The 21,890-nt window shown below is 68.5% G+C and carries 15 protein-coding genes; 4 read left to right on the top strand and 11 right to left on the bottom strand.

The window, feature by feature from the left end; genetic code table 11:
• Positions 1–5: 5 nt before the first annotated feature.
• A complete protein-coding gene (locus CG719_RS03050; RefSeq protein WP_100567176.1) occupies positions 6–1,202 on the bottom strand; it encodes an RNA-guided endonuclease InsQ/TnpB family protein in 1,197 nt (398 codons plus the stop codon).
• A 554-nt stretch (positions 1,203–1,756) separates the two neighbouring features.
• Here CG719_RS03050 and CG719_RS03045 point away from each other — a divergent pair.
• On the top strand, positions 1,757–3,928 hold the full coding sequence (locus CG719_RS03045) for an AIPR family protein (protein ID WP_100566894.1): 2,172 nt from the start codon (positions 1,757–1,759) through the stop codon (positions 3,926–3,928).
• 52 nt (positions 3,929–3,980) lie between these two features.
• Here the strand turns inward: CG719_RS03045 and CG719_RS03040 are convergent, their stop codons facing one another.
• Positions 3,981–4,382: an ATP-binding protein gene (locus CG719_RS03040; RefSeq protein WP_234375389.1), complete on the bottom strand. Its 402-nt coding sequence runs from the start codon at positions 4,380–4,382 to the stop codon at positions 3,981–3,983.
• Between the two features lie 223 nt (positions 4,383–4,605).
• On the opposite strand from CG719_RS03040, the gene CG719_RS03035 reads away from it, so the two are divergent.
• Both CG719_RS03035 and CG719_RS03030 read left to right on the top strand, forming a co-directional pair.
• On the top strand, positions 4,606–5,490 hold the full coding sequence (locus tag CG719_RS03035) for a helix-turn-helix domain-containing protein (protein WP_100566893.1): 885 nt from the start codon (positions 4,606–4,608) through the stop codon (positions 5,488–5,490).
• The gene (locus CG719_RS03030) at positions 5,480–5,674 is read left to right on the top strand and encodes a DUF397 domain-containing protein (RefSeq protein ID WP_100566892.1); all 195 of its coding nucleotides are present in this window, start codon (positions 5,480–5,482) and stop codon (positions 5,672–5,674) included. The genes CG719_RS03035 and CG719_RS03030 overlap by 11 nt, the downstream gene beginning before the upstream one ends.
• A gap of 64 nt (positions 5,675–5,738) precedes the next feature.
• Here the strand turns inward: CG719_RS03030 and CG719_RS03025 are convergent, their stop codons facing one another.
• The 6 genes from CG719_RS03025 to lepA all read right to left on the bottom strand — a co-directional run bounded on the left by CG719_RS03025 (position 5,739) and on the right by lepA (position 18,449).
• Positions 5,739–7,190 carry an HsdM family class I SAM-dependent methyltransferase gene (locus tag CG719_RS03025; RefSeq protein WP_159024803.1) on the bottom strand — a complete coding sequence of 484 codons (1,452 nt, stop codon included), beginning with the start codon at positions 7,188–7,190 and terminating at the stop codon, positions 5,739–5,741.
• Positions 7,191–7,380: 190 nt separating this feature from the next.
• Positions 7,381–9,009 (bottom strand): class I SAM-dependent DNA methyltransferase, encoded by a 1,629-nt coding sequence (locus CG719_RS03020; protein ID WP_100566890.1) that lies wholly within the window; start codon positions 9,007–9,009, stop codon positions 7,381–7,383.
• Positions 9,006–10,442: a restriction endonuclease subunit S gene (locus tag CG719_RS03015; RefSeq protein WP_100566889.1), complete on the bottom strand. Its 1,437-nt coding sequence runs from the start codon at positions 10,440–10,442 to the stop codon at positions 9,006–9,008. The genes CG719_RS03020 and CG719_RS03015 overlap by 4 nt, the downstream gene beginning before the upstream one ends.
• The gene (locus tag CG719_RS03010) at positions 10,439–14,119 is read right to left on the bottom strand and encodes a DEAD/DEAH box helicase family protein (protein ID WP_234375388.1); all 3,681 of its coding nucleotides are present in this window, start codon (positions 14,117–14,119) and stop codon (positions 10,439–10,441) included. The genes CG719_RS03015 and CG719_RS03010 overlap by 4 nt, the downstream gene beginning before the upstream one ends.
• 317 nt (positions 14,120–14,436) lie before the next feature.
• On the bottom strand, positions 14,437–16,311 hold the full coding sequence (locus tag CG719_RS03005; RefSeq protein WP_100566888.1) for an AMP-dependent synthetase/ligase: 1,875 nt from the start codon (positions 16,309–16,311) through the stop codon (positions 14,437–14,439).
• Between the two features lie 269 nt (positions 16,312–16,580).
• A complete protein-coding gene (lepA, locus tag CG719_RS03000; protein WP_100566887.1) occupies positions 16,581–18,449 on the bottom strand; it encodes a translation elongation factor 4 in 1,869 nt (622 codons plus the stop codon).
• Positions 18,450–18,669: 220 nt separating this feature from the next.
• Between lepA and rpsT the strand changes: the two genes are divergently transcribed.
• Positions 18,670–18,936: a 30S ribosomal protein S20 gene (gene rpsT / locus CG719_RS02995; RefSeq protein WP_100566886.1), complete on the top strand. Its 267-nt coding sequence runs from the start codon at positions 18,670–18,672 to the stop codon at positions 18,934–18,936.
• 631 nt (positions 18,937–19,567) lie between these two features.
• Here the strand turns inward: rpsT and holA are convergent.
• The 3 genes from holA to CG719_RS02980 all read right to left on the bottom strand — a co-directional run bounded on the left by holA (position 19,568) and on the right by CG719_RS02980 (position 21,825).
• Positions 19,568–20,557: a DNA polymerase III subunit delta gene (gene holA / locus CG719_RS02990; RefSeq protein WP_199836489.1), complete on the bottom strand. Its 990-nt coding sequence runs from the start codon at positions 20,555–20,557 to the stop codon at positions 19,568–19,570.
• A gap of 68 nt (positions 20,558–20,625) precedes the next feature.
• Positions 20,626–20,871 (bottom strand): hypothetical protein, encoded by a 246-nt coding sequence (locus CG719_RS02985; protein WP_100566884.1) that lies wholly within the window; start codon positions 20,869–20,871, stop codon positions 20,626–20,628.
• A 72-nt stretch (positions 20,872–20,943) separates the two neighbouring features.
• Positions 20,944–21,825, bottom strand: a complete 882-nt coding sequence (locus CG719_RS02980) for a YceI family protein (protein WP_100567173.1) — start codon at positions 21,823–21,825, stop codon at positions 20,944–20,946.
• Positions 21,826–21,890: the final 65 nt, after the last annotated feature.

Here is a 21,890-nt window from a genome sequence, read left to right as displayed (position 1 = left end):
CTGGCTCAGGCTGCCTCCCGGACCAGCGGTCCGGGAGGTCTTGCGCCCTCGACACCAGCCGGGTCCAGACCTGCCCGGACGAGCATCACGCGGGCGGAGTTCTTGTCCCGGGAGGTGACGGCTCCACACGCGGTGCAGGTGTAGGTGCGTTCGGACAGCGGCAATGCGTGCTTGGTTCTCGCTCCGCACGATCCGCAGTCCATGGTGGTGTGCGCGGGGTGCACCAGGTGCACATCCCGGCCGTGCTTGCGGCCCATCTCGATCAGGGCCTGCTTGGTGGCGCCGATCGCGGCATCGGCCGCCTTGCGAGCCATCGACGTCCGGGCGAGGAACTTCGGCTTGAAGTCCTCCACCGCGATGGCGTCGTGGTCGCGCACGACCTTCTTCGCCCACTTGCGCCCGGTGTCCTGCCGCTGCCGGGCGATCTTCGCATAGGTCTTCGCCCGCCACTTCTGCGCCTCCCGGTAGCCCTTCGAGGCGGCCTGTCCCTTCTCGGGTCTGCGGCGGGCCATCATCCGGTCGTAGCGGGACAGCCTCTCCTTGGCCTTCCGGCCATGCTGGGGGTGGGGGAGGTCGTGGGCGTCGGAGGTGGTGGTGACGGTCTCCTTGACGCCCCAGTCGATGCCGATCACCGCACCGGTGGCGGGCAGCGGCTGGATCGGGGCGGGGACGACGAACGAGGCGTACCAGTGGCCGAGATGGTCGCGATACACCCGCACCGAGGACGGATCGGCCGGCAGGGGGCGGGACCACACCACGGTCAGGACGATTCCGCCCGCCAGATGCAGACGCCCGTCCTTGAGCCGGAAGCCGCGCCGGGTGTAGTTCAGCGTCGGGCCGGCACCGTGTTTTCTCTTGTGCCGGGGCATCCCGGCCCGCCGCCTCACGGGCAGCCGGTCCTTGATGTCCTTCAGGGCTTTCGTGCGGGATGCGGCGAAGTCACGGACGGTCTGCTGCTGCGGCACCGAGGCACCCGCGGCCAGCCACGGCGTCACTGCACGAGCCTGAGTGAGCATCCGGTCCAGCCGGGCCGGACCGCACTCCTCCCCGTCCCAGTGGGCCTTCCCGGAGCGGGCTACGCACTCGTTCCACACCCACCGGCACCGGCCCCACTCCGCCTCCAGCCTGGTACGGGCCGTGGCCGACACCCGCAACCGGTAGGTGTACCGAGCATGTCCGCCCCCGTCGACCTTCCGCGCCACCGCCACACTCACCGCCCCCACGTGTTCCGATCAGCCGACTCCGGCCAACTGAGCGTACGTGCGGCCCTCGCACGCCCGCACGCCCCTTCAGTCACTGTCACCCCGATCAGCGAATGCCGGTACACGCGTTCGCGTTCGCCAGGCTCCGCCGAGCACGGCCAGAGCGCTCCGCGCCACTGTCACAGGATGCGATTCTTCCCGGGCGTGAAGCCGGGGCCTCCTCTCAAGAGACCAAGTGAGCCGCCGGGAGTGGATCGTGGTACGCACGCGTGCAAGACCGAACAAGAAGTGGGCTGGTTTCGAGCACCGTCGAAACCTGAGACAGAAGCCTGTGACATAGAGGCGCCGAGCAGGCCTCGAGCCCCGCTCTCTGGAAAAGCCGCACGTTCCACGGACCTGTGGACGCCGAACAGGTCCGCCACCCTGTCACTTTCGACCCACAGCGCGCGGTAGCCGATACCAACGCCCGCATAGAATAGGCTATTTGGCAGGAATCCAATCGCTCGGCGTGTCTAGACTGACAGCTTGGTCGAGGCCTCGATGCTGGGGGACGCATGGCACAGGGCGGGCAGCACATGCCGCTGGAGGTTCAGCACATCAGGAAGGCGCTGCTGCGGGAGTTCGAGCACCGGATCTCCATGGACGATTTCGTGAAGAAGGACCCCAAGGAGCGCGAGACGGCGCTGCTGTCACGGGCCGTCTCCGCGAAGGCGGCCCGGATTCTCACGGACTGCACCTCGGACGAGGCGGCGGCCGGGGTCATCGACGGCCGTGACGACTTCGGCATCGACTGCGTGGCGTTCTCCGCGTCGGGTTCCGAGATCTACCTGATCCAGGCCAAGTGGAAGGACAAGGGGACGGCCGGCTTCGACACGGAGGCCGCCCTCAAGCTGGTGCACGGGCTGAAGAAGCTCGACAACCGCGACCTCGACCACTTCAACGAGCGGCTGCAGTTGCTCTCGGACCGTGTCCACGGGGTCCTTCAGCTCCCCACCTGCAAGGTGAACCTGGTCATCGCGCTCATGGGAGACGGCCGCCTCTCCCAGGAGACCCGCGACATCCTGGACGAGGCGGCCCGTGAGTTCGGCGGACTCGGACGGACCGTCGCGTACCGGGTGGTGAGCCAGGCCGACTTCCACCGGGCCGTCCGGGAGGACCTGGAGCCGCAGCCGATCACGCTCAAGGCGACCATGAACCGGGAGTGGTACACCCGCGAGACCCCGTTCAAGGCGGTGATCGGCGAGGTGAGCGCCGATCAACTGGCGCGCTGGTACGGAGGTAAGGGCGAGGGCGAGGGGCACGGTGAGCGTCTCTACGACCGCAACGTCCGCCGCTCGCTCGGACTGACCGGAGTCAACCAGACCATGGTCGACTCGATGCTGGAGGACCCGGAAGGCTTCCTCTACCGCCACAACGGCATCACGGTGCAGTGCGACGAGATCGAGCAGGAGTACCCCTTCAAGAGAGCGGTGGGGCAGCCGACCATCCTCACCCTGACCAACGCCAGCGTCGTCAACGGCGCGCAGACAGTGACCTCCGCGTTCCGGGCGTACGAGAAGAACGCGGACGCCGTCGCGGAGGCCTACGTGATGGTGCGCATCATCTCCCTGGACGGGACCCCGGAGGGATTCGGCCGTTCCATCACCAAGGCCACGAACACGCAGAACCACATGGAGCGGCGGGACTTCATCGCCATCGACCCTGTTCAGGGCGAGATCCAGAAGGACTTCCGCATCTCGCTCGACAAGGAGTACGTCTTCCGGCGGGGCGAGCTGGACCCCGCGCCCGAGTCGGGCTGTTCGGTCACGGAGGCGGCCACGGCCCTGGCCTGCATGCACCGGGACTCCTCGCTCGCCGTCCGGGTCAAGGGCTCGACCAACGCGCTGTGGAGCGAAGGGCCGAGCGGCGCCTACACCCGCCTCTTCGGACAGCAGCCGAGTGCCCAGCAGATCTGGCGCGCGGTCCAGGTGTTCCGGCTGGTGCGCGACGAGCTGACGACGACACGGGCGAAGCTCGCCGGGCGCCCGGCCGCGGTCGCGGACAGCGGGGCCCTCCTCGTCGCCCACCTGGTCTTCCAGCGCATCGGGCGGGAACGGTTCGACGAGGCCGACGGCGACTGGGAAGGCGTGCTCGCGGAGATCCCGGACCAGGTGCGTGCCGTGCTGGCCTGCCTCATCAGCATGGTCGACGCCCTCTTCACCCCCAAGAGCTTCGTCACCAGTACGTTCGCGAACGAGGAACGCTGCGCGCGCCTGGCGGCGGCAGTGCTCGGCACGCTCGAACGTGGTGCCGGACCGGACTCCCCCATGAACCTGGCGGCGCTCCTGAAGACCTCCGGACGGACGCGGCAGCGCAGGCCCCAGACCGTACGCCTGCTGGTCGACCACGACGCGGTCGAGGAGGGCACGCGCCTGGAGTATGCCCCTAGCGCCGTGGAGGAACTCGCCATCGGCGCCTGGCTCAACGCCGACCCCCGGCGCCGTCGCGCCAGTTGGGTGAACGACCGCAAGACCCCGCTGCTCTGGGAGGCCGACGGCCGGCGCTACTCGCCGACCGGCCTGGTCTCCCAGATGTGGAACGAGGCCGACTGGAAGGACCAGTGGAGCGCGGTCCAGGGCCCCAAGCAGTGGCGGGTACCGGGAGAGGGAACGCTGGTGGAGATCGCCGAGCGGCTCTGGCAGCGGATCGCGGCCGGGGAGGAGCCGGAGGAGGACCACCTGTCGTAGCCGGACGCCTCGGATCGGCCCCGGGGTGAGCGGCGTCGACGTTCCTGTGCGCCTACCCCGGAGGGCCGGGAAGTTCGGCCCAGACGGTCTTGCCCGAGGGAAAGCGGGGCGTGACACCCCACCGGGTGGCGAGCGCGCTCACGAGGAGCAGTCCCCGCCCGTGCTCGCTGGTCGGGGACGGAGCCGCTTCCGGTGCGGGCAGACGCTCGCCCCGGCAGTCGGCGACCTCGACCCGGAGGGTGCTGGAACCCCCCTTCGGGAGGGGGAGGAACGTCATCGTGAGCAGGAAGTCCCGCCCGGGTACGAGACCGTGCGTGACCGCGTTCGCGGCGAGTTCACCGACGACCAGATCGGCGGAGTCCAGGGGTTCGCTGCCCCTGACCCACCCCCAGTCCGCCAACTGCTGGGTCGCGAGCAGGCGTGCGAGGCGTGCTCCACGCCGCGTCGAGCTCAACCGCTGACTGAAGGACGCGGGAGGAGGGACGCGAGGGGACGCAAGGGGGGACGCAAGGCGATGGTTACCGATTTCGGGCTTCATGTGACAGAGAGTGTCCGGATGGCCGTACGCTGACCAGAGGAACCATCGGTACGGCACGCGCCTGTACCGCCGCTGACGGTTGTGTGTCCGTGCTGACGGGAGTAACCGGGCGGTGGGCGAGCGGGTTGGGGGATGAGTGATGACATCAGGACCCCGTCAGAGCGCCGCAGGATCCCGCCCCGACACCCCGGAGAACGGAGACGGTCTCGTCGACCTCAACCGGGCCGTGGGCAAGCAGGTCAAGCTGCTGCGGGAGCGAGCGGGCATGACCCAGAAGGAGTTGGGTGACCGGCTGGGGTACGGCGAGGACCTCATCTCGTCCCTGGAGCGGGGCCGCAGAACACCTCAATCCGAGTTCCTCGATGCAGCGGACGACCTGCTCGACGCGGGAGGGCTACTGAAGGCGACGAAGGAGGACGTGGCTCGGGCCAAGGCACGCACACGGGTCCGGCACCCGGCGTGGTTCCGGGACTACGCGCGTCTGGAGGCGGAGGCGGTCGAGGTCAACTTCTACAACAACCATGACATCCCTGGCCTATTCCAGACCGAGCAGCGTACTCGCGCCCTGTACGAGATGCGCAAGCCTCTGCTTGGTGAAGAGACGATTGAACAGCGTGTGGCCTCAAGAATGGACCGTCAGGGAATCCTGACCCGGTGGCCCCCTCCCATGGTGACCGCGGTGATCGAAGAAGTAGTGGTTCGTCGGCCGATCGGAGGGCCCGATGTCCACAAGGAGCAGTTGAACCGACTGCTTGAACTCGGGCGGCTTCGTACAGTCGAGTTGCAGGTGATGCCTACGGACCGGACCGAGCACGCAGGCATGGGCGGCCCGTTCACTTTGCTGACCCCAAAGGGAAAGCCGCAAGTGGGATATACGGAGGTACAGACCGTCGCACGCCTGGTCACGGACATGGATGAGGTCCGTATCCTGGCCGCACGCTACGGCAGCATCAGGGCCCAGGCGCTCACTCCGCGAGAGTCTCTGGCCCTGATTGAGAGGATGCAGACGGAAGATGAGTGCTGAGAGCTCCCGGCAGCTTGTCTGGCGAAAGAGCAGCTACAGCGGCAACGAGGGGGGCGAGTGTGTGGAGGTGGCCGTCGCCCCAGGCAGCGTCCATGTCCGAGATTCCAAGGACGTGTGCCGACCGCACCTCTCCGTGAACGCGGAGGGCTGGGCGGCGTTCGTGGACTTCGCAGCGGCGGGCTGAAGCGGGGGCTCGATCGCTCCGCGTGGGGAGGCGCTGTCGGCGCGCCTCCCCACGTCGGACGGGACTACGGCAAGGTCGCCGCAGCCTCACGGAAGTGCGTGGCTGCGGTGTCGAGCAGATCCGCGATCTCGGAGGCGATCTCCTTCGGGGAACCGAAGTCATCCACCTCTGCCGCAAGGTTGGCCTTCAAGGCGAATGTCGCGGTCGGATGCTCCAGCAGGTCGCCCACCAGGTACCGGCGGAAGCGGTCCGTCTCGGCGCGCTCAGTGATGTCCCCACCCGCCAGACACGCGGCGACGAAGTCGTCGAAGTCAGCCTCCGTGACGGGGTTTCCGGTGTCCGTACGGTGGTTGCCCGTGCGGGCGTCGTAGACCCACAGATACCGCGTGACGGACTGATGGTTCGGCTTGGGGGTGGCCTTCGTGAAGAAGAGAATATTCGACCTCACGCCCTTACGGTGGAACATCCCGGTGGGCAGCCGCAGGAGTGTGTGCACATCGCAGTTCTTCAGCAGCGCCCGTCGTACGGTGGCCGCGGCGCCACCACCGAACAGAACTCCGTCGGGTACGAACACCGCTGCTCGGGCACCCGGTTTCAAGGTGACCATCAGGTGCTGGAGGAAGTTGGTGGGGAAGTCGCCGTAGGCCAGGAAGTCGTCCCGCATGATGGCGTTGGGCACCACGCCGTCGCTCCTGAAGGGCGGGTTGCAGATGGCTACGGTGGGGAGGACTCCGGGCTCCGCCCGTACCACCGGGACCTTCTGCGTGAGGGTGTCCGCAAGCCTCACCGGTGCTGGATCGGAGAACGGCCGACCTGTGTTGAGCAGGATGTTCATGGTGGCGAGTCGGCACATCTGGGCGTCCAGGTCGGCCCCGGCGATGGCGGCCGGATCGGTGGACTGCATCGCCTGGTAGGCCGCGATGAGCGTGGAGCCGGTTCCGCAGGCCGGGTCGATGACGATGTCGTCGGGTCCCACGTCGAGCACCTTGACGACAGCGCTCAGCACGGGAAACGGCGTCAGGGTCTGACCGGTCTCGATCTTTCGGTCGATGTCCTCCCGGCAGGCGCGCAGCATGATGGTAAATGCGCGCCCCAGTTCGGTCTGGGGTATGAGCCGCCACTGGTAGGGGTCGATCTGCTCCGTGATCAGCTTGGCGAGCTCGGCCATACGGCCGAGGTCCCAAGGCTGGGCGTCACGGAAGACCATGCCGGCTGTCCGTCGGTCGGAACGGGTGGGTGCCTGGTCACCGAGTTCCCTCATGAGCTCGGTGAGTCCGCCGTGCAGGGCGTCTCCGCTAAGGTCCGTCAGCTTCGGCCAAGTTCCCTCGGGAGCAACGGACCTCCGGGCGAACCGGCCCGGCCTCTGTGCGCGCTCGTGGTCCAGCTTGAGGAAGAGTAGGTAACCGACGTGCTCCACGAACTGAAGGCGCGTGATGGCACGGGTGCTGGTCTTCTCGTCGTAGAACCTCAGGAGCCGTGCGGCGATGTCCTCTCCGGTCCAGAGCCTCTCCGGCACACCCCCCGCTGCCGCTCCTGCCACTTCGTTGCCGAGCCCGTAGACCATGCTTCACCCAGTCCCTGTGTCTGTCCCGGAACGGCATGTGGGCCCGTACGTGCGTACGGGCCCACATGCCGTTCCGTCCCGTTTGACGGAGTGGCCGCCGACGGGACCTCCGGGCCGGGTGGCCAAAGGACGGAGAGCCGGGCTACCGCTCCTGGTCTGTCTCTTCGGTGGTGCCAGTGGTGGTGCTGTTGTTCGCACGGTCGCCGATGGCCGGATCTGCTTCAGCGCCGGTGTGCGTGCCGACGGCCTTCTTCAGAGCCTGGGCAACGGCGGTGAACTCGGCCAGGGCGCTTTCCAGTTCGTCCACGATCTCCTGGGCGATCACGTCCGGGGGCGCGAGCGGGGCGGAGGAGGCGGAAGCGGACTGAAGAACCGTCAGGTCGAGATTGACCTTGTCGCGTGCGATCAACTCATCGTACTCATAAGGCCGGAAACACTCACTGGGCTTTCGGGCCGAGTAGTCCGTGCCTCCGGAATGGAAGGCGGCGACGAAGTCGTCGAGGTGCTCGCGGCGCAGGGCACGCTGCTTGAGGGTGAAGCGCTGGTCGGTGCGGAAGTCGTAGACCCAGAGCTGCTTGGTGGCGGGCTTGCCACCGGGCCGAGGCGGGACCTTGTCGAAGAACAGCACGTTCGCCTTGACCCCGTTGGCGTAGAAGATGCCGGTGGGCAGCCGCAGCAGCGTGTGGACGTTGGTGAGGTCCAGCAGACGGCGGCGGATCTCGGCGCCGGCGCCGCCCTCGAACAGGACGTTGTCGGGCAGGACGAGCGCAGCCCGGCCGTTCGTCTTCAGCAGGGTGTAGATGTGCTGGACGAAGTTGAGCTGCTTGTTGGTGGTCTGCGTCCAGAAGTCCTTGCGGGCGGTGTAGGCCTCACCGGTGACGGAGCCCACGCCGAAGGGCGGGTTGGCGAGCACGATGTCGTAGAACTTGTGCGGCGACTTCGCAAGGGAGTCCTGGACCGTGACCAGGGGGCGGCCCTCGGAGGTGCCGATGCCGTGCAGGAGCATGTTCATCAGCGCGAGCCGGGCGGTCTCCCGCACCAGTTCGTAACCGGTGATGGCGCCCGTCTGGAGCTTGCGGGCCTGGTCGCCGTAGAGCTGGTCCTCGTAGCGCTCGGCGATGTGGGCGTGGGCGGCGATGAGGAAGCCGCCAGTGCCGCAGGCGGGATCGGTGATCGACTCGCCGGGCTTGGGCTGCACGCAGTCGACCATGGCGTCGATGAGCGGCCGGGGGGTGAAGTACTGGCCCGCGCCGGTCTTGCGGTCCTCGGCGCCTCGCTGGAGGAGGCCCTCGTAGGCGTCGCCCTTGAGGTCCTGGTTCTCGCGGGTCCAGGTGTAGGGGTCGATCAGGTCCTTGATGAGCCGCTCCAGAACGGCGGGCTCGTGGATCTTGTTCTGTGCCTTGGTGAAGACCTCGCCGAGCATCGTGCCGCCCTTGCGGCCCAGCTCCCGCAGGATGTGCTCGTAGTGCTCCACCAGGTCCTCGGCCGACCGGCTGGTGAGGCTCGGCCAGTCGAGTCCCTCGGGGACGAGCGCTTCCTCGGGCTCGTTCCTGTGGAACCGCGCCGGGCGCTTGGCACGCTCGTCGGCCATCTTCAGGAAGAGGAGGTAGGTCAGCTGTTCGACGTAGTCGAGGGTGGAGACCCCGGAGTGCCTGAGCAGCTCGCAGTACGACCAGAGACGGTTGACGAGCGTCGAGGTCGTCTCTCCTGCGGACCGGCGGGGGGCCGGGGGAATGGTGGCGCTGTTCGCCAGGGCGGGGGCGGTGCTCATGAGGGCAGTTCTTCCTGACCGGGCTGTGCGGGGCGGGGCTTACGGGTGGCGCGCTGACGAGGAGCCCTGAGACTCTGCTCGGCCCGGATCCGGTCGAGCAGTACCGATGCCGGTTCATCGGCGGGGTCTTGAGGGACGAGGGCGCCGGTGAAGGCGGCGTAAAAGAAAGAAGCGCGGAGGTTGCGGGCCCGTTCGCCGTGCTCTGCGAGGGGAACACGGAACCCTTCAACCAACTCGATACGAGCGTTTATTTCCTGGGCAATCGCTTTGCGGGCATCATTGCTTCGGGGAACTGGGATTTTTGCGCTCCGAACGACTTTCTGCGAGATGTTCCGCATCGAGTCACTCGTCCCAGTCGCCGATTCGGAGTAGTAAGCCCTGACTGGCGGCGAGGAAAGAACGTGGATGAGCCAATCCGGGTCCACGTTTGACTTCGGAACAAGGCGCAGACTCTTGTCACTGAGGAGCAATTTCCCACGCGTGGGGCCAACCAGTACAGGCGCACCCACGTAGTCAACTGTATTAGCTCGACTCACCAGGATATCGCCACTCTGAATTTCATGTCTGGGATCAGGATTCCTTTCGGGCGGAAGTGCCTTGTTCTCTTCCGGCCGAAATTCCCCCCAGGTCATGGCACTGACCTTGATGATGCCCCACTCTCCGTCTCCAGCGGGGCGAGGAAGGCAGGTGAACGACTTACCTGCCTCAATATCATCTAGAACGTCGTCGACAATTCCCCATTCCCAGTCGTCAGGGAGCTGTCCATTAATCGCTGGCCACAGTGCCTGAGTCCGGATCGCCTGGATCAGGTCTGCGATCCGCTTTTTCGCTACATCGACCGAGTTTTCCCCGGCCTCAATACGGGCGATCTGCTGATCGATCTCTGCAACAATCCGGAGCTGCTCAGCGATCGGCGGTACAGGAATCTCAAGCGATTCAAGATAGGGACGAGGCACACGCCTCTGACCCACTGCGCCAGACATGTGCTGTTCGGCAGTGATCCGCACCGTGCGCTGCAACAGGTAACGCGCCAAATACTCAGGAAGGACAGCCCCTCGACTGCGAAGCACGTGGAACTCAGTGCTGCCGAGAGCTCGGCCACCGACCAGTCCCTGAGCCTCCGCGATCTTCCCGTTCTCCATACACGGCGTGATTTTCGCGAAGAGAACGTCGTTCTCCTGGAAGCGGGTCAGGGACTTCTTCTTGAAATCGCCATACCGCACCTGCGCCGAAGCGTCCATACGCCCCGACTCGGCCTCGACTGCGGCCATGGGGACCTGAGAGATGAAGTCGTCATCTTCGGGCTCCTCGTCAAAGCCACGAGGATTCACCTCGCACAGCTCGGAGATTGTCGCCCGCGCCCACCCCGCCGGAAGCTCCCCGGGAGTCCTCTCGGGCCCATCCCCCGCCGCCGCATTCAGCCCCAGCGTCACGCGCCCAGCTCCCTGTCCAGTTCGTCGAGGATTTCTTCCGCCCTCGTCTCGCCGAACTCCGCGAGGAAGCCGTCCGTGCCGTTTCGCATGGTGAACGGGGCGTAGTCGAGGTCGGCGGTGTCGAAGCGTACACGCTTGACCGTGGCACCGGCGATGTGGTCCAGCCACCAGCGCTCGGTCGGGGTGAAGTTCGCGTCGGCCTGTTCCTGCTTCACCAGCCAGGCCGCGTACCGCTCCTGGACCGCCTCCTGGTGGGGGCGGGGCGGCTCGGCGCCGTTCTCCGCGCCGCCCGCCAGTTCGTACCGCAGCAGCGCGAGCAGGTCGGCCGCGGTCCGGGCGGCGGAACGGTCCGCTGTCACGGCCTCGCCCACCTGTTCGTAGGAGCGCCACAGCCGGTCCGGTGTCCAGGCGCGCGGCGGGCGGGCCACGGAGCGCGTCAGGTCCTTGAGGCGCCGGAGGGCCTCGCGCGGCGGGACCTGTGAACCGGCGGCGAAGGCGAGGGAGAGTGCCGCCATCTCGTCCCGGTGGTCGTCCACGTACGCCCGCCAGTCACGAACCGTGTCGCGCGCCGTCGACTCGTCCTCCGCGACGGCGCCGGCGGACACGAGGGCGTCGCGGCTGGTCTCGTCGTACAGGATGTCCTTCGCGCGGCGCATCTCCAGCAGCCGGCTCCGCAGTGCGGGGTTGGATGCCAGCGGCTGCAGGGCACGCTCGACGGAGGCTCTGACAGCCTTGTCCGGGTCGAGGCCGAGTTGTTCCGCGGCCTCCCTGGTCCTGGCCTGTTCGTCGACGGCGACGGCTTCGACCATGTTGTGCACGATGGTCTTCAGGGGCACGCCATTGCTGAGGGTCTCGATCTCGGCCCGTTCCTCGTCCGTCATCTGGAGGTCGAGCTTGGCGAGGCGTGAGGCCAGGGTGGAGACATGCTCGTCCTCCGCGACACCCCGGGCGGTCAGGCGGAGGAGTTTCTCCAGGTTGAGGTCCTTCTCCGTGTGCCGCTCCAGCGGGCCCGCGTCCACCTTGTCCTTGCGGGTCACCCCCACCGCGTCGACGATCACGAAGTGCGTCTTGGGGCCGACGCCCGGCGTGACACGCTCGAACTCGGTCAACGACAGGGTCCGGGCACCCCGGCCCTTCATTTGCTCGAAGTAGGCCCAGCTGTTGACGTCGCGCAGGAACAGCAGGCACTCCAGCGGCTTGACATCCGTCCCGGTCGCGATCATGTCCACGGTGACCGCGATGCGCAGCTGCGGCAGGTTGCGGAAGTCGGAAAGGCGTTCGGCAGGCTTCCTCGCCGCGTGTGTGATCTTCGCGCAGAAGTCGTCACCCTTGCCAAAGACGTCCCGGACGACCTCGACGATCTCCTCGGCGTGGTTGTCGTTCTTGGCGAAGATGAGGGTCTTGGGGACGTACATCTCGTCCCACAGCAGCTCGCCGGTCTCCTGGTCGCGCTTGGCCCGGTCGGGAAAGATCTCGGTGAACAGGCGCTCACGGAAGGTGCGGATCACCGTGCGCAGCTGATCCTTGCTGATCACGCCGACGCCGACTTCCCTGGCGCCGTAGGTGACGTCCTCGTCGAAGTCCTCGTAGCGCTGCCGGCGGGTGCGACGGTCGCGGACGGGGATGGTGCCCTGGGCGATGACTCCGCCCTCGCCCGTTATCCGGGTCAGGATCTCGTACACCTGGAAGTCGACGTTGACGCCGTCGGCGACGGCCTCCTGGTAGGTGTACTCGCTGACCAGATTTCCGTTGAAGTAGCCGAAGGTCTGCGCGACCGGCGTCGCGGTCAGGCCGACGATCGGCGCGTCGAAGTACTCCAGGACGGAGCGCCACTTGCCGTAGATGGAGCGGTGGCACTCGTCGACGACGATCAGGTCGAAGGACTCCGGCGGGATGTTCCGGCTGTAGCCGACGGCGATCTCACCCGGCGCCTCGTAGGAATACTCCTCCTCGCCGTCAGCGTCCGTCCGCGCGGGCACGCTGGCCCCGGTCAGCTCCATGTACAGACGCTGCACCGTGGAGACGACGACCTTCGCCGACGGGTTCATGCCCTCGACGCCCAGGCGCTGCACGTTGAACAGTTCGGCGAAGGTGCGGTTGGTGTCGGGGGTGGTGAAGTTCTCGAACTCGGTCTGTGCCTGGGCGCCCAGGTTGTTGCGGTCCACCAGGAACAGGACGCGCTCGGCCTGGGCGTACTTGAGCATCCGGTAGGCGAACGTGACCGCCGTGTAGGTCTTGCCGGCGCCGGTCGCCATCTGCACCAGGGAGCGGGACTGGCCGGTGCCCTGCTGCCCCTTGCCGAGCGCGACGGACTCCTCGACCCCGCGCACCGCCTTGATCTGGGCGGGACGGAGCGGGCGTTCGTCGAGTTCGGGCATCCGGTGGCGCAGCCGGGCGCGGTACGAGGGGGCTTGCGGGTCCTGCTCGGCCTGACGGATCCACCGGGCCAGGGTGCGGGGCTGGTGGAAGGAGAAGATGCGTCGGGTCCGCGAGTCCGGGTCGAGGGTGTTGCGAAACCGGGTCTCGCCGCCGTCCGAGACGTAGCGGAACGGCAGTGGCGTGCGCCAGGCGATCAGGCGCTGCTGTGCGTCGGTGGGGTGGTCCGCGTACCGGTCGGCCTGGGCCTGGGCGGCGGTCAGGTCCGCGCCCTCCCGCTTGGCCTCGATCACGCCGACGAGCTTGCGCTCCACGTACAGGGCGTAGTCGGCGCGGCCCGTCGCGGTGGTCACCTCGCGGACGGCGACGCCGCTGCCGCGCCGGTCGCCCTGCACATGGAGGTTGAGGTCGGCGCCCGCGTCCTGGACGCTCCAGCCCGCCTCGGTGAGCATCTCGTCCAGGCGCGTGCGCACCTGGGCCTCGGTGAGGGGTTCGCGGGCGGCCTGCTCGGCGTTGTCCAGCAGCCGGGCACGTTCGGCCACGGACTCGGAGGCGGCGGCCGGGTCGGTGGCCTGCCGGCGCAGCAGACGGTTGTCGTCGGCGGACTGCGCCTGCTGAAGGGCCGCAAGCTGGTCGCGCATGGCCTCGACCTGGCGGGCCAGCTCCTCACGCTCGGCGGTGGCGGCGGCCAACTCCTGTTCAGCGGCCGCACGGGCGGCCTGTTCGGCCTGTGCGTGGGTCGTCTGACCCTCGTAGCTGAGGCGCGCCTCTTCCAAGGCCTGGCGTGCCTCAGCCACCTGCGTGCGCAGGGCACGGTTCTCGGCGGCCGGGGTGCGGTCAGGGTCTGGCGGCACGAAGGTGCGCTGGTCCCGGGAGGCGGTGAGCAGGCGGTAGTACCAGACGCCCAGGCGGTGACAGGTCCGCAGCGCCCGGAACGCGTCGTCGGGGTTGTCGTAGCCGTCGTGGCTGGCCTTGTTGCCCAGAACCCGGACCTCGTGGAAGGCGTCCTTCACGTTGCCGTGCAGATAGCCCTCACGGTCCAGGACCGCAAGGCGCTCGATCTGCTTGCTGCCGGAGTACGGGACACGGCCCCGGAGGACAAGGTCGGAGGCGAGGGCCTCGCCGAACTGGCGGGACTTGAGCAGCGAGGTGTTCGGATCGGTGAAGACGTGGGCTTCGGCTGCGGCGCCATAGGCGACGAGCAATGGCAGGGGATCGTACAGGAAGCCGAAGTTCCGTGAGGTGCGGGCTAGTTCCGCAAGCCTGGGGTCCGGCGTGCGCGCCGCGCCACCTGCGCTCATCAGATGAGTACGCTTTCTCTGCCTAGCCGTGTGCACCGAGGCCGCTTCTGGCTGGCCGGGCGCCCTGAGGATCATTCAGCCTAGCGGCCGTTCGCGTGATCGACCACGACTTTCACAAGCATCTCCTCCGGCCGTGTCCGCCCATAGCGCCATCGCGGCACGCGGTAGGGCGGCCATCACACTCATCCAAGGCCTCTTCGCCGAATTCCCGCTGTCCGCAAGATCAGTGAAAGGCGGACAGGCGAAATCGACTGCAGGGCGGGAGCCCCGGACCGGCCAGGTCCGGTGGTCTCGCCCCCTACGGTCACACCGTGCGGCTACGCTTCACGCGCGCCCGCGTACATCTCGTCGATCAGATGCTTGTACTCCCGCTCCACCACGGGCCGCTTCAGCTTCAGGCTCGGGGTGACCTCGCCGTGCTCGACGTCGAGATCGCGCGGCAGCAGGCGGAACTTCCTGATCGTCTGCCAGCGCTGCAGGCCCTCGTTGAGCTGCCTGACGTAGCCGTCGACCATCTCGACGGTCCGGGGCGCGGCGACGACCTCGGCGTACGGCTTGCCCTCCAGGCCGTTCTCCTTGGCCCACTCCAGGATCGCGGGCTCGTCGAGGGCGATCAGCGCGGTGCAGAAGTTCCGGTCGGCGCCGTGCACGAGGATGTTGGAGACGTACGGGCAGACCGCCTTGAACTGGCCCTCGACCTCGGCGGGCGCGATGTACTTGCCGCCGGAGGTCTTGATCAGGTCCTTCTTGCGGTCGGTGATGCGCAGATAGCCGTCCGGGGAGAGCTCGCCGATGTCGCCGGTGTGGAACCAGCCGTCGGCCTCCAGCACCTCGGCGGTCTTCTCGGGCAGCTTGTGGTAGCCCTCCATGATGCCGGGGCTGCGCAGCAGGATCTCGCCGTCGTCCGCGATGCGCACCTCGGTGCCGGGCAGCGGCTTGCCGACCGTGCCGGTGCGGTAGGCCTCACCCGGGTTGACGAAGGAGGCGGCGGAGGACTCGGTGAGGCCGTAGCCCTCCAGGATGTGGATGCCGGCGCCGGCGAAGAAGTAGCCGATCTCCGGGGCGAGGGCGGCGCTGCCCGAGACGCAGGCGCGCAGCCGGCCGCCGAAGGCCTCGCGGATCTTGGCGTAGACGAGCGCGTCGGCGACCTTGTGCTTGGCGGCCAGAGCGAAGGGCGCGGACCGGGTGCCGGTGCGCTTGAAGTTGTCCTGGGTGACCTTGGCGTACTCGCGGGCGACCTCGGCGGCCCACTGGAAGATCTTGTACTTGGCCGGGCCGCCGGCGCGGGCCTTGGCGGCGACGCCGTTGTAGACCTTCTCGAAGATGCGCGGGACGGCCGCCATGTAGGTGGGCCGTACGACCGGCAGGTTCTCGATGATCCTGTCCACACGGCCGTCCACGGCGGTGACGTGCCCGACCTCGATCTGGCCGGAGGTGAGGACCTTGCCGAACACGTGCGCGAGCGGCAGCCACAGGTACTGCACGTCGTCGGGGCCGACCAGGCCGGTGGCGGCGATGGCCTTGGCCATGTACGACCAGTTGTCGTGCGGCAGCCGGACGCCCTTGGGGCGGCCGGTGGTGCCGGAGGTGTAGATGAGGGTGGCGAGCTGGTCCTTGGTGATCGCGCCGACCCGCTCCTTGATCAGCTCGGGGTGCTCCGCCAGGTACGCGGCGCCCCGCCGCTCCAGCTCGGCCAGGCCGATCACCCGGTCGCCGGTCTCGACGCCGTCCGGGTCGATGACGACGACATGGTGCAGTTCGGGCAGCTCGGCGCGCTTCTCCTCGACCTTGGCCACCTGCTCGGCGTTCTCCGCGATGAGCACCCTGCTCTGGGAGTCGGACAGGATGAAGGCCGCCTCGTCGGCGTTGGTCTGCGGATAGACCGTCGTCGTGGCCGCGCCCGCGCACATGATGCCGAGGTCGGCCAGCGGCCACTCCACACGGGTGGAGGAGGCGAGCGCGACCCGCTCCTCCGGCCGCACGCCCAGATCGATGAGTCCGGCCGCGATCGCGTAGACCCGCTCGGCGGACTGCGCCCAGCTCAGCGACCTCCACTCGTCCGGGCCCTCGCCGGAGGCCGCGGGTACGGGGTAGCGGTAGGCCTCGGCGCCCGGTGTGGCCGCCACGCGCTCCAGGAAGAGGGCCGCCACGGAGGGCGGACGGTTCTCGATCAGGTTCTGTGCGTCGCTCACGACATCCTCCGGGGCCCGCGGCGGTGCGGCTGGCTCTTTGCGGCTGGGTGACTCACGGATGGTGGTTCGGACTCTTGTTTAACTCACGAGTAACTAACAGGCAGGATCAGACTAAGGCGCGACCGGCCACCGCGTAAGGGGCCGCGCCCGGGCACTTCCACGGAGAGCTACCGGGCGGATGCGGAGAGGCCCGCCGCGCTTTCGCACGACGGGCCCCTTTTTCACCCGGTTCACCGGGTCGCGTCCGCCCGCTCCGGGCTAGCGGACGGTCACTTCTTGCCCTTGGCCGACCCCGCGCTGTCGTCGCTGGAGAGCACCGCGATGAAGGCCTCCTGCGGAACCTCCACGGAACCCACCATCTTCATGCGCTTCTTGCCTTCCTTCTGCTTCTCGAGCAGCTTCCGCTTGCGGGAGATGTCACCGCCGTAGCACTTGGCGAGGACGTCCTTGCGGATGGCGCGGATGGTCTCGCGGGCGATCACCCGGGAGCCGATGGCGGCCTGGACGGGCACCTCGAAGCTCTGCCGCGGGATGAGCTCCCTGAGCTTGGCCACGAGCCGCACGCCGTACGCGTACGCCTGGTCCTTGTGGGTGATCGCCGAGAAGGCGTCCACCTTGTCGCCGTGCAGCAGGATGTCGACCTTGACCAGGGAACTGCTCTGCTCGCCGGTGGGCTCGTAGTCGAGGGAGGCGTAGCCGCGGGTCTTGGACTTGAGCTGGTCGAAGAAGTCGAAGACGATCTCGGCGAGCGGGAGGGTGTAGCGGATCTCGACGCGGTCCTCGGAGAGGTAGTCCATGCCGAGGAGGGTGCCGCGGCGGGTCTGGCACAGCTCCATGATCGAGCCGATGAACTCGGTCGGTGCGAGGATCGTGGCCCGTACGACCGGCTCGTGCACCTCGTCGATCTTCCCCTCGGGGAACTCGCTGGGGTTGGTCACCGTGTGCTCGGTGCCGTCCTCCATCAGCACGCGGTAGACCACGTTGGGGGCGGTGGCGATCAGGTCGAGACCGAACTCGCGCTCGAGCCGCTCACGGATCACGTCCAGGTGGAGCAGGCCGAGGAAGCCGACGCGGAAGCCGAAGCCGAGGGCGGCGGAGGTCTCCGGCTCGTAGACCAGGGCGGCGTCGTTGAGCTGGAGCTTGTCCAGCGCCTCGCGCAGCTCGGGGTAGTCGGAGCCGTCCAGCGGATACAGGCCGGAGAAGACCATCGGCTTCGGGTCCTTGTAGCCGCCGAGCGCCTCCTCGGCGCCCTTGTGCTGGCTGGTGACGGTGTCACCGACCTTGGACTGCCGGACGTCCTTCACACCGGTGATCAGATAGCCCACCTCGCCCACGCCGAGGCCGTCGGCCGGCAGCATCTCCGGGGAGTTGGTGCCGATCTCCAGCAGCTCGTGGGTGGCGCCCGTGGACATCATCCGGATCCGCTCGCGCTTGCCGAGCTGGCCGTCGATGACACGGACGTAGGTCACGACGCCGCGGTAGGAGTCGTAGACGGAGTCGAAGATCATCGCGCGGGCGGGGGCGTCGGCGACGCCGACCGGGGCCGGGATCTCCTTGACCACCCGGTCGAGCAGCGCGTCGACGCCGAGGCCGGTCTTGGCGGAGACCTTCAGCACGTCGTCGGGGTCGCAGCCGACGAGGTTGGCCAGCTCCTCGGCGAACTTCTCCGGCTGGGCGGCCGGCAGGTCGATCTTGTTGAGGACCGGGATGATCGTGAGGTCGTTCTCCATCGCCAGGTAGAGGTTGGCGAGGGTCTGGGCCTCGATGCCCTGGGCCGCGTCGACGAGCAGGACGGTCCCCTCGCAGGCGGCGAGCGACCGCGAGACCTCGTAGGTGAAGTCGACGTGCCCCGGGGTGTCGATCATGTTGAGGATGTGCGTGTTGCCGGGGTCGTGGGTGGGGGCCCACGGCAGGCGCACCGCCTGGGACTTGATCGTGATGCCGCGCTCGCGCTCGATGTCCATGCGGTCGAGGTACTGGGCGCGCATCTGCCGCTGCTCGACCACCCCGGTCAGCTGGAGCATCCGGTCGGCGAGGGTGGACTTGCCGTGGTCGATGTGCGCGATGATGCAGAAATTGCGGATCAGAGCCGGGGCGGTACGGCTCGGCTCGGGCACGTTGTCAGGGGTCGCGGGCACGCAGGGTCCTGTTTCTTGAGGCGCCTTGTGCCTCGGGTCGGAACGATACGTAGCTTCCATGGTCCCACGGGCGCGGACCGGGGACCGGTTTGGGCCACCCAGCGGGCCGCTGGTAGCCTGGGCGACTGTGTCTCATGCACTCTTCGCGCGAGGCACATCTCAAGAAATCAGCGGTACGGGACCCGTGCGGCCCCGTGCCAGAACCTGAAAAGGCTCATTCGTGGCGAACATCAAGTCCCAGATCAAGCGGAACAAGACCAACGAGAAGGCCCGGCTGCGCAACAAGGCCGTCAAGTCCTCTCTGAAGACCGCGATCCGCAAGGCCCGCGAGGCCGTTGCCGCGGGTGACACCGAGAAGGCCACCGAGCTGCAGCGCGCTGCCGCGCGTCAGCTCGACAAGGCCGTCTCGAAGGGCGTCATCCACAAGAACGCGGCCGCCAACAAGAAGTCGGCGCTGGCCACCAAGGTGACGACCCTCAAGGGCTGATCTCCTTCCCTGATCTGAACGGATCCTCAGGGATCCGAGTGGCCGGAAGGACCCAGGGCGGGCCCTCTCTCATCCGCCCCCGACCGGCCCCCCGGCTCCGCGCGCGGCCTGCGTTCGCCACGCGGGCGCGGAACCGAACGGCGTGACCCGAGGACCCCGTCGCACTCCCTTTCCCCAGGGAGAGCGACGGGGTCCTCGGCGTGTCGGGGGAGCGTGAGGGGCGCGGATGCGCGAGGAACGCGAAGGCGTGAGGCCGCGGGGGCCTGAAGGTCTCGGAAGCGTGAAGGGGGCCTTTGCCGCGGGTTGACGTGGGGCGCCACGTCATGGGTTGCGCGGGGCGAGACGCCGGCGGCATGTCATGGGATCGCGCCGAGCGGGGCGAGGCGGGCCGCCACACCATGAGCGACGCGAGACGGGGCGGCGCGGGCCGCCACACCATGAGCGACCCGAAACGGGGCGGCGCGGGGCGGCACGTCATGGGTGACCCGAGACGGGCGGCGCGGGCCGCCACACCATGAGCAACCCGAGACGGGGCGGCGCGGGGCGGCACGTCATGGGTGACCCGAAACGGGGCGGCGCCGGGCGTCTGAGCCGGTGGTGCAGGGCAGCTCAGCCGGTGGTGCGGGGCATGTCAGGCGCGTCCTCTGGAGCGGGCCGCCCGGGCGATGGCGACGACCGCCTTCTCCAGGGCGTACTCGGGGTCGTCGCCGCCGCCCTTGACACCCGCGTCGGCCTCGGCGACGGCGCGCAGGGCGACGGCCACGCCGTCCGGGGTCCAGCCGCGCATCTGCTGCCGGACGCGGTCGATCTTCCAGGGCGGCATGCCCAGTTCCCGCGCCAGGTCGGCCGGACGGCCGCCGCGCGCGGACGAAAGCTTCCCGATCGCCCGCACGCCCTGGGCGAGCGCGCTGGTGATCATCACCGGGGCCACGCCGGTGGCCAGGGACCACCGCAGCGCCTCCAGCGCCTCCGCAGCCCGTCCCTCGACGGCCCGGTCGGCGACCGTGAAGCTGGACGCCTCGGCCCGCCCGGTGTAGTAGCGGCCGACGACGGCCTCGTCGATCGTTCCCTCGACGTCGGCGGCCAACTGCGCCACCGCGGACGCCAGCTCCCGCAGATCGCTGCCGATCGCGTCGACCAGCGCCTGGCACGCCTCTGGTGTGGCCGAGCGCCCGAGCCCGCGGAACTCGCCCCGCACGAAGGCGAGACGGTCGGCCGGCTTGGTCATCTTCGGGCAGGCCACCTCGCGCGCGCCGATCTTGCGCGCGGCGTCGAGCAGACCCTTGCCCTTGGCGCCGCCCGCGTGCAGCAGCACCAGCGTGATCTCCTCGGCGGGCGACCCCAGGTACGCCTTGACGTCCTTGACGGTGTCGGCCGACAGGTCCTGCGCGTTGCGCACGACCACGACCTTGCGCTCGGCGAAGAGCGACGGACTGGTCAGCTCGGCGAGCGTGCCGGGCTGCAACTGGTCCGGGGTGAGGTCCCGTACGTCCGTGTCGGCGTCGGCGGCCCTGGCGGCGGCCACCACCTCCCGCACGGCACGGTCGAGCAGGAGGTCCTCCTGCCCCACGGCTAGCGTCACCGGGGCGAGAAGGTCGTCGTTCGCAGTCTTCCTGGCCATCGCGACAAGCATCCCACGGACCACCGACAACGCCCCCGGCGCGGGACGCGAGGAGGGTCGCGGGACGGCTAGGGCTCCTCCCGCCAGCCCTCCCACTCCCCGGCGAACGCGTCCAGCTCCGCCGGATCGAGCCGTTCCCCCTCGTCCCGGAGGAGGACAAGCCACTGCGCGTCCTCGGCGTCGTCCTCACCGGCCAGCGCGTCGCGGACGATCCGCGGTTCCTCGTCGACCGCGAACCGCTCCGCGAGCGCCTGCGCCGCCTCCTCCGCGGCATCGCGGTCGGGCAGCACCAGTACGTGTCTCACATCGCTCACGGGGCCATTGTCCGGCACCCCGACGTGAGGCGGTCGGCGGCGTCCGGGACGGCCGCCGTGCCCGGCCGGCTGTCAGGCCTTGGGGACGAGCTGCACGTCGAGGGTGACCTGGATGGTCGGCCCGACCACGGCGATCCCCCGTGCCAGCATCGTCTGCCAGCTCACCGTGTAGTCGTCCCGGTGCAGTTCGGTGGTGGCCCGGCAGGCCGCCCGCACCTCGCCCTCGATGCCGTTGCCGAGCCCGAGGTACTCCACGTCGAGGGTGACCGTACGCGTCACGCCGTGCAGCGACAGCGCGCCGGTGACGGCCCATCGGCTGCCGCCCCTGTGCACGCACCGCTCGCTGTAGAACTCGAGCGTCGGGAAGTTCGCCGCGTCCAGGAAGTCCGCCGAGCGCAGATGGTCGTCGCGCATCCGTACGTTCGTGTCGATGGACGAGGCGTCGATCACCACGTGCATCGCGGACCGCTCCACGGGGTCGGCGATCCGCACCGCCCCGGCGAAGGAGTTGAACCGCCCGTGGATCCGGGCCAGCCCGATGTGCCGGGCGGTGAAGCCGATCGAGGAGTGCGCCGCCTCCATCTCCCAGTCGCCCGGCGCCGGCAGGTCCGGCGGCTGGGCGGCCTGGAGGGTCACATCGCCCAACGGGGCCAGGGTGTTCTCACGGACGAACACGGTCGCGCGGTGCGGCCTGTACCCCTCCGCGGAGATGGCGAGCCGGTACTCTCCCGCCGGGACCGTCGCCAGGAACAATCCGTACGGATCCGTGCCGCCGGCGACCACCGTGCGCCCCATCGCGTCGCTCACGGTGAACTCCGCGTGCCCCAGCGGTTCGTTGATCGGATCGAGCACCCGGCAGCTCAGCACCCCGGCGTCGGGCGGGGTCTGCACCGCCGCGAGCGGACTTGCCTGTTGCACCCGGTTCGTCCGGTTTCCCAGCCAGCGGCCGAACATCTGCGCCACCCCATGCATGCCTCGACATTTCCATTGCCGAAGAAGTATTCGATCACCAACAGGGC

The sequence above is a fragment of the Streptomyces sp. CB01373 genome (genome assembly GCF_002803075.1).
Taxonomy (GTDB): domain Bacteria; phylum Actinomycetota; class Actinomycetes; order Streptomycetales; family Streptomycetaceae; genus Streptomyces.
Note: the sequence above shows the minus strand (reverse complement) of the source record. Positions and strands in the feature narration are given on the sequence as shown.

Excerpts from the sequence above, each read along its gene's own strand:
- CG719_RS03045 (WP_100566894.1), top strand. The coding sequence starts at position 1,757 with ATGGCACAGGGCGGGCAGCACATGCCGCTGGAGGTTCAGCACATCAGG.
- CG719_RS03035 (WP_100566893.1), top strand. The coding sequence starts at position 4,606 with ATGACATCAGGACCCCGTCAGAGCGCCGCAGGATCCCGCCCCGACACC.
- CG719_RS03030 (WP_100566892.1), top strand. The coding sequence starts at position 5,480 with ATGAGTGCTGAGAGCTCCCGGCAGCTTGTCTGGCGAAAGAGCAGCTAC.
- CG719_RS03020 (WP_100566890.1), bottom strand. The coding sequence starts at position 9,009 with ATGAGCACCGCCCCCGCCCTGGCGAACAGCGCCACCATTCCCCCGGCC.
- CG719_RS03010 (WP_234375388.1), bottom strand. The coding sequence starts at position 14,119 with ATGAGCGCAGGTGGCGCGGCGCGCACGCCGGACCCCAGGCTTGCGGAA.
- holA (WP_199836489.1), bottom strand. The coding sequence starts at position 20,557 with ATGGCCAGGAAGACTGCGAACGACGACCTTCTCGCCCCGGTGACGCTA.
- CG719_RS02980 (WP_100567173.1), bottom strand. The coding sequence starts at position 21,825 with ATGTTCGGCCGCTGGCTGGGAAACCGGACGAACCGGGTGCAACAGGCA.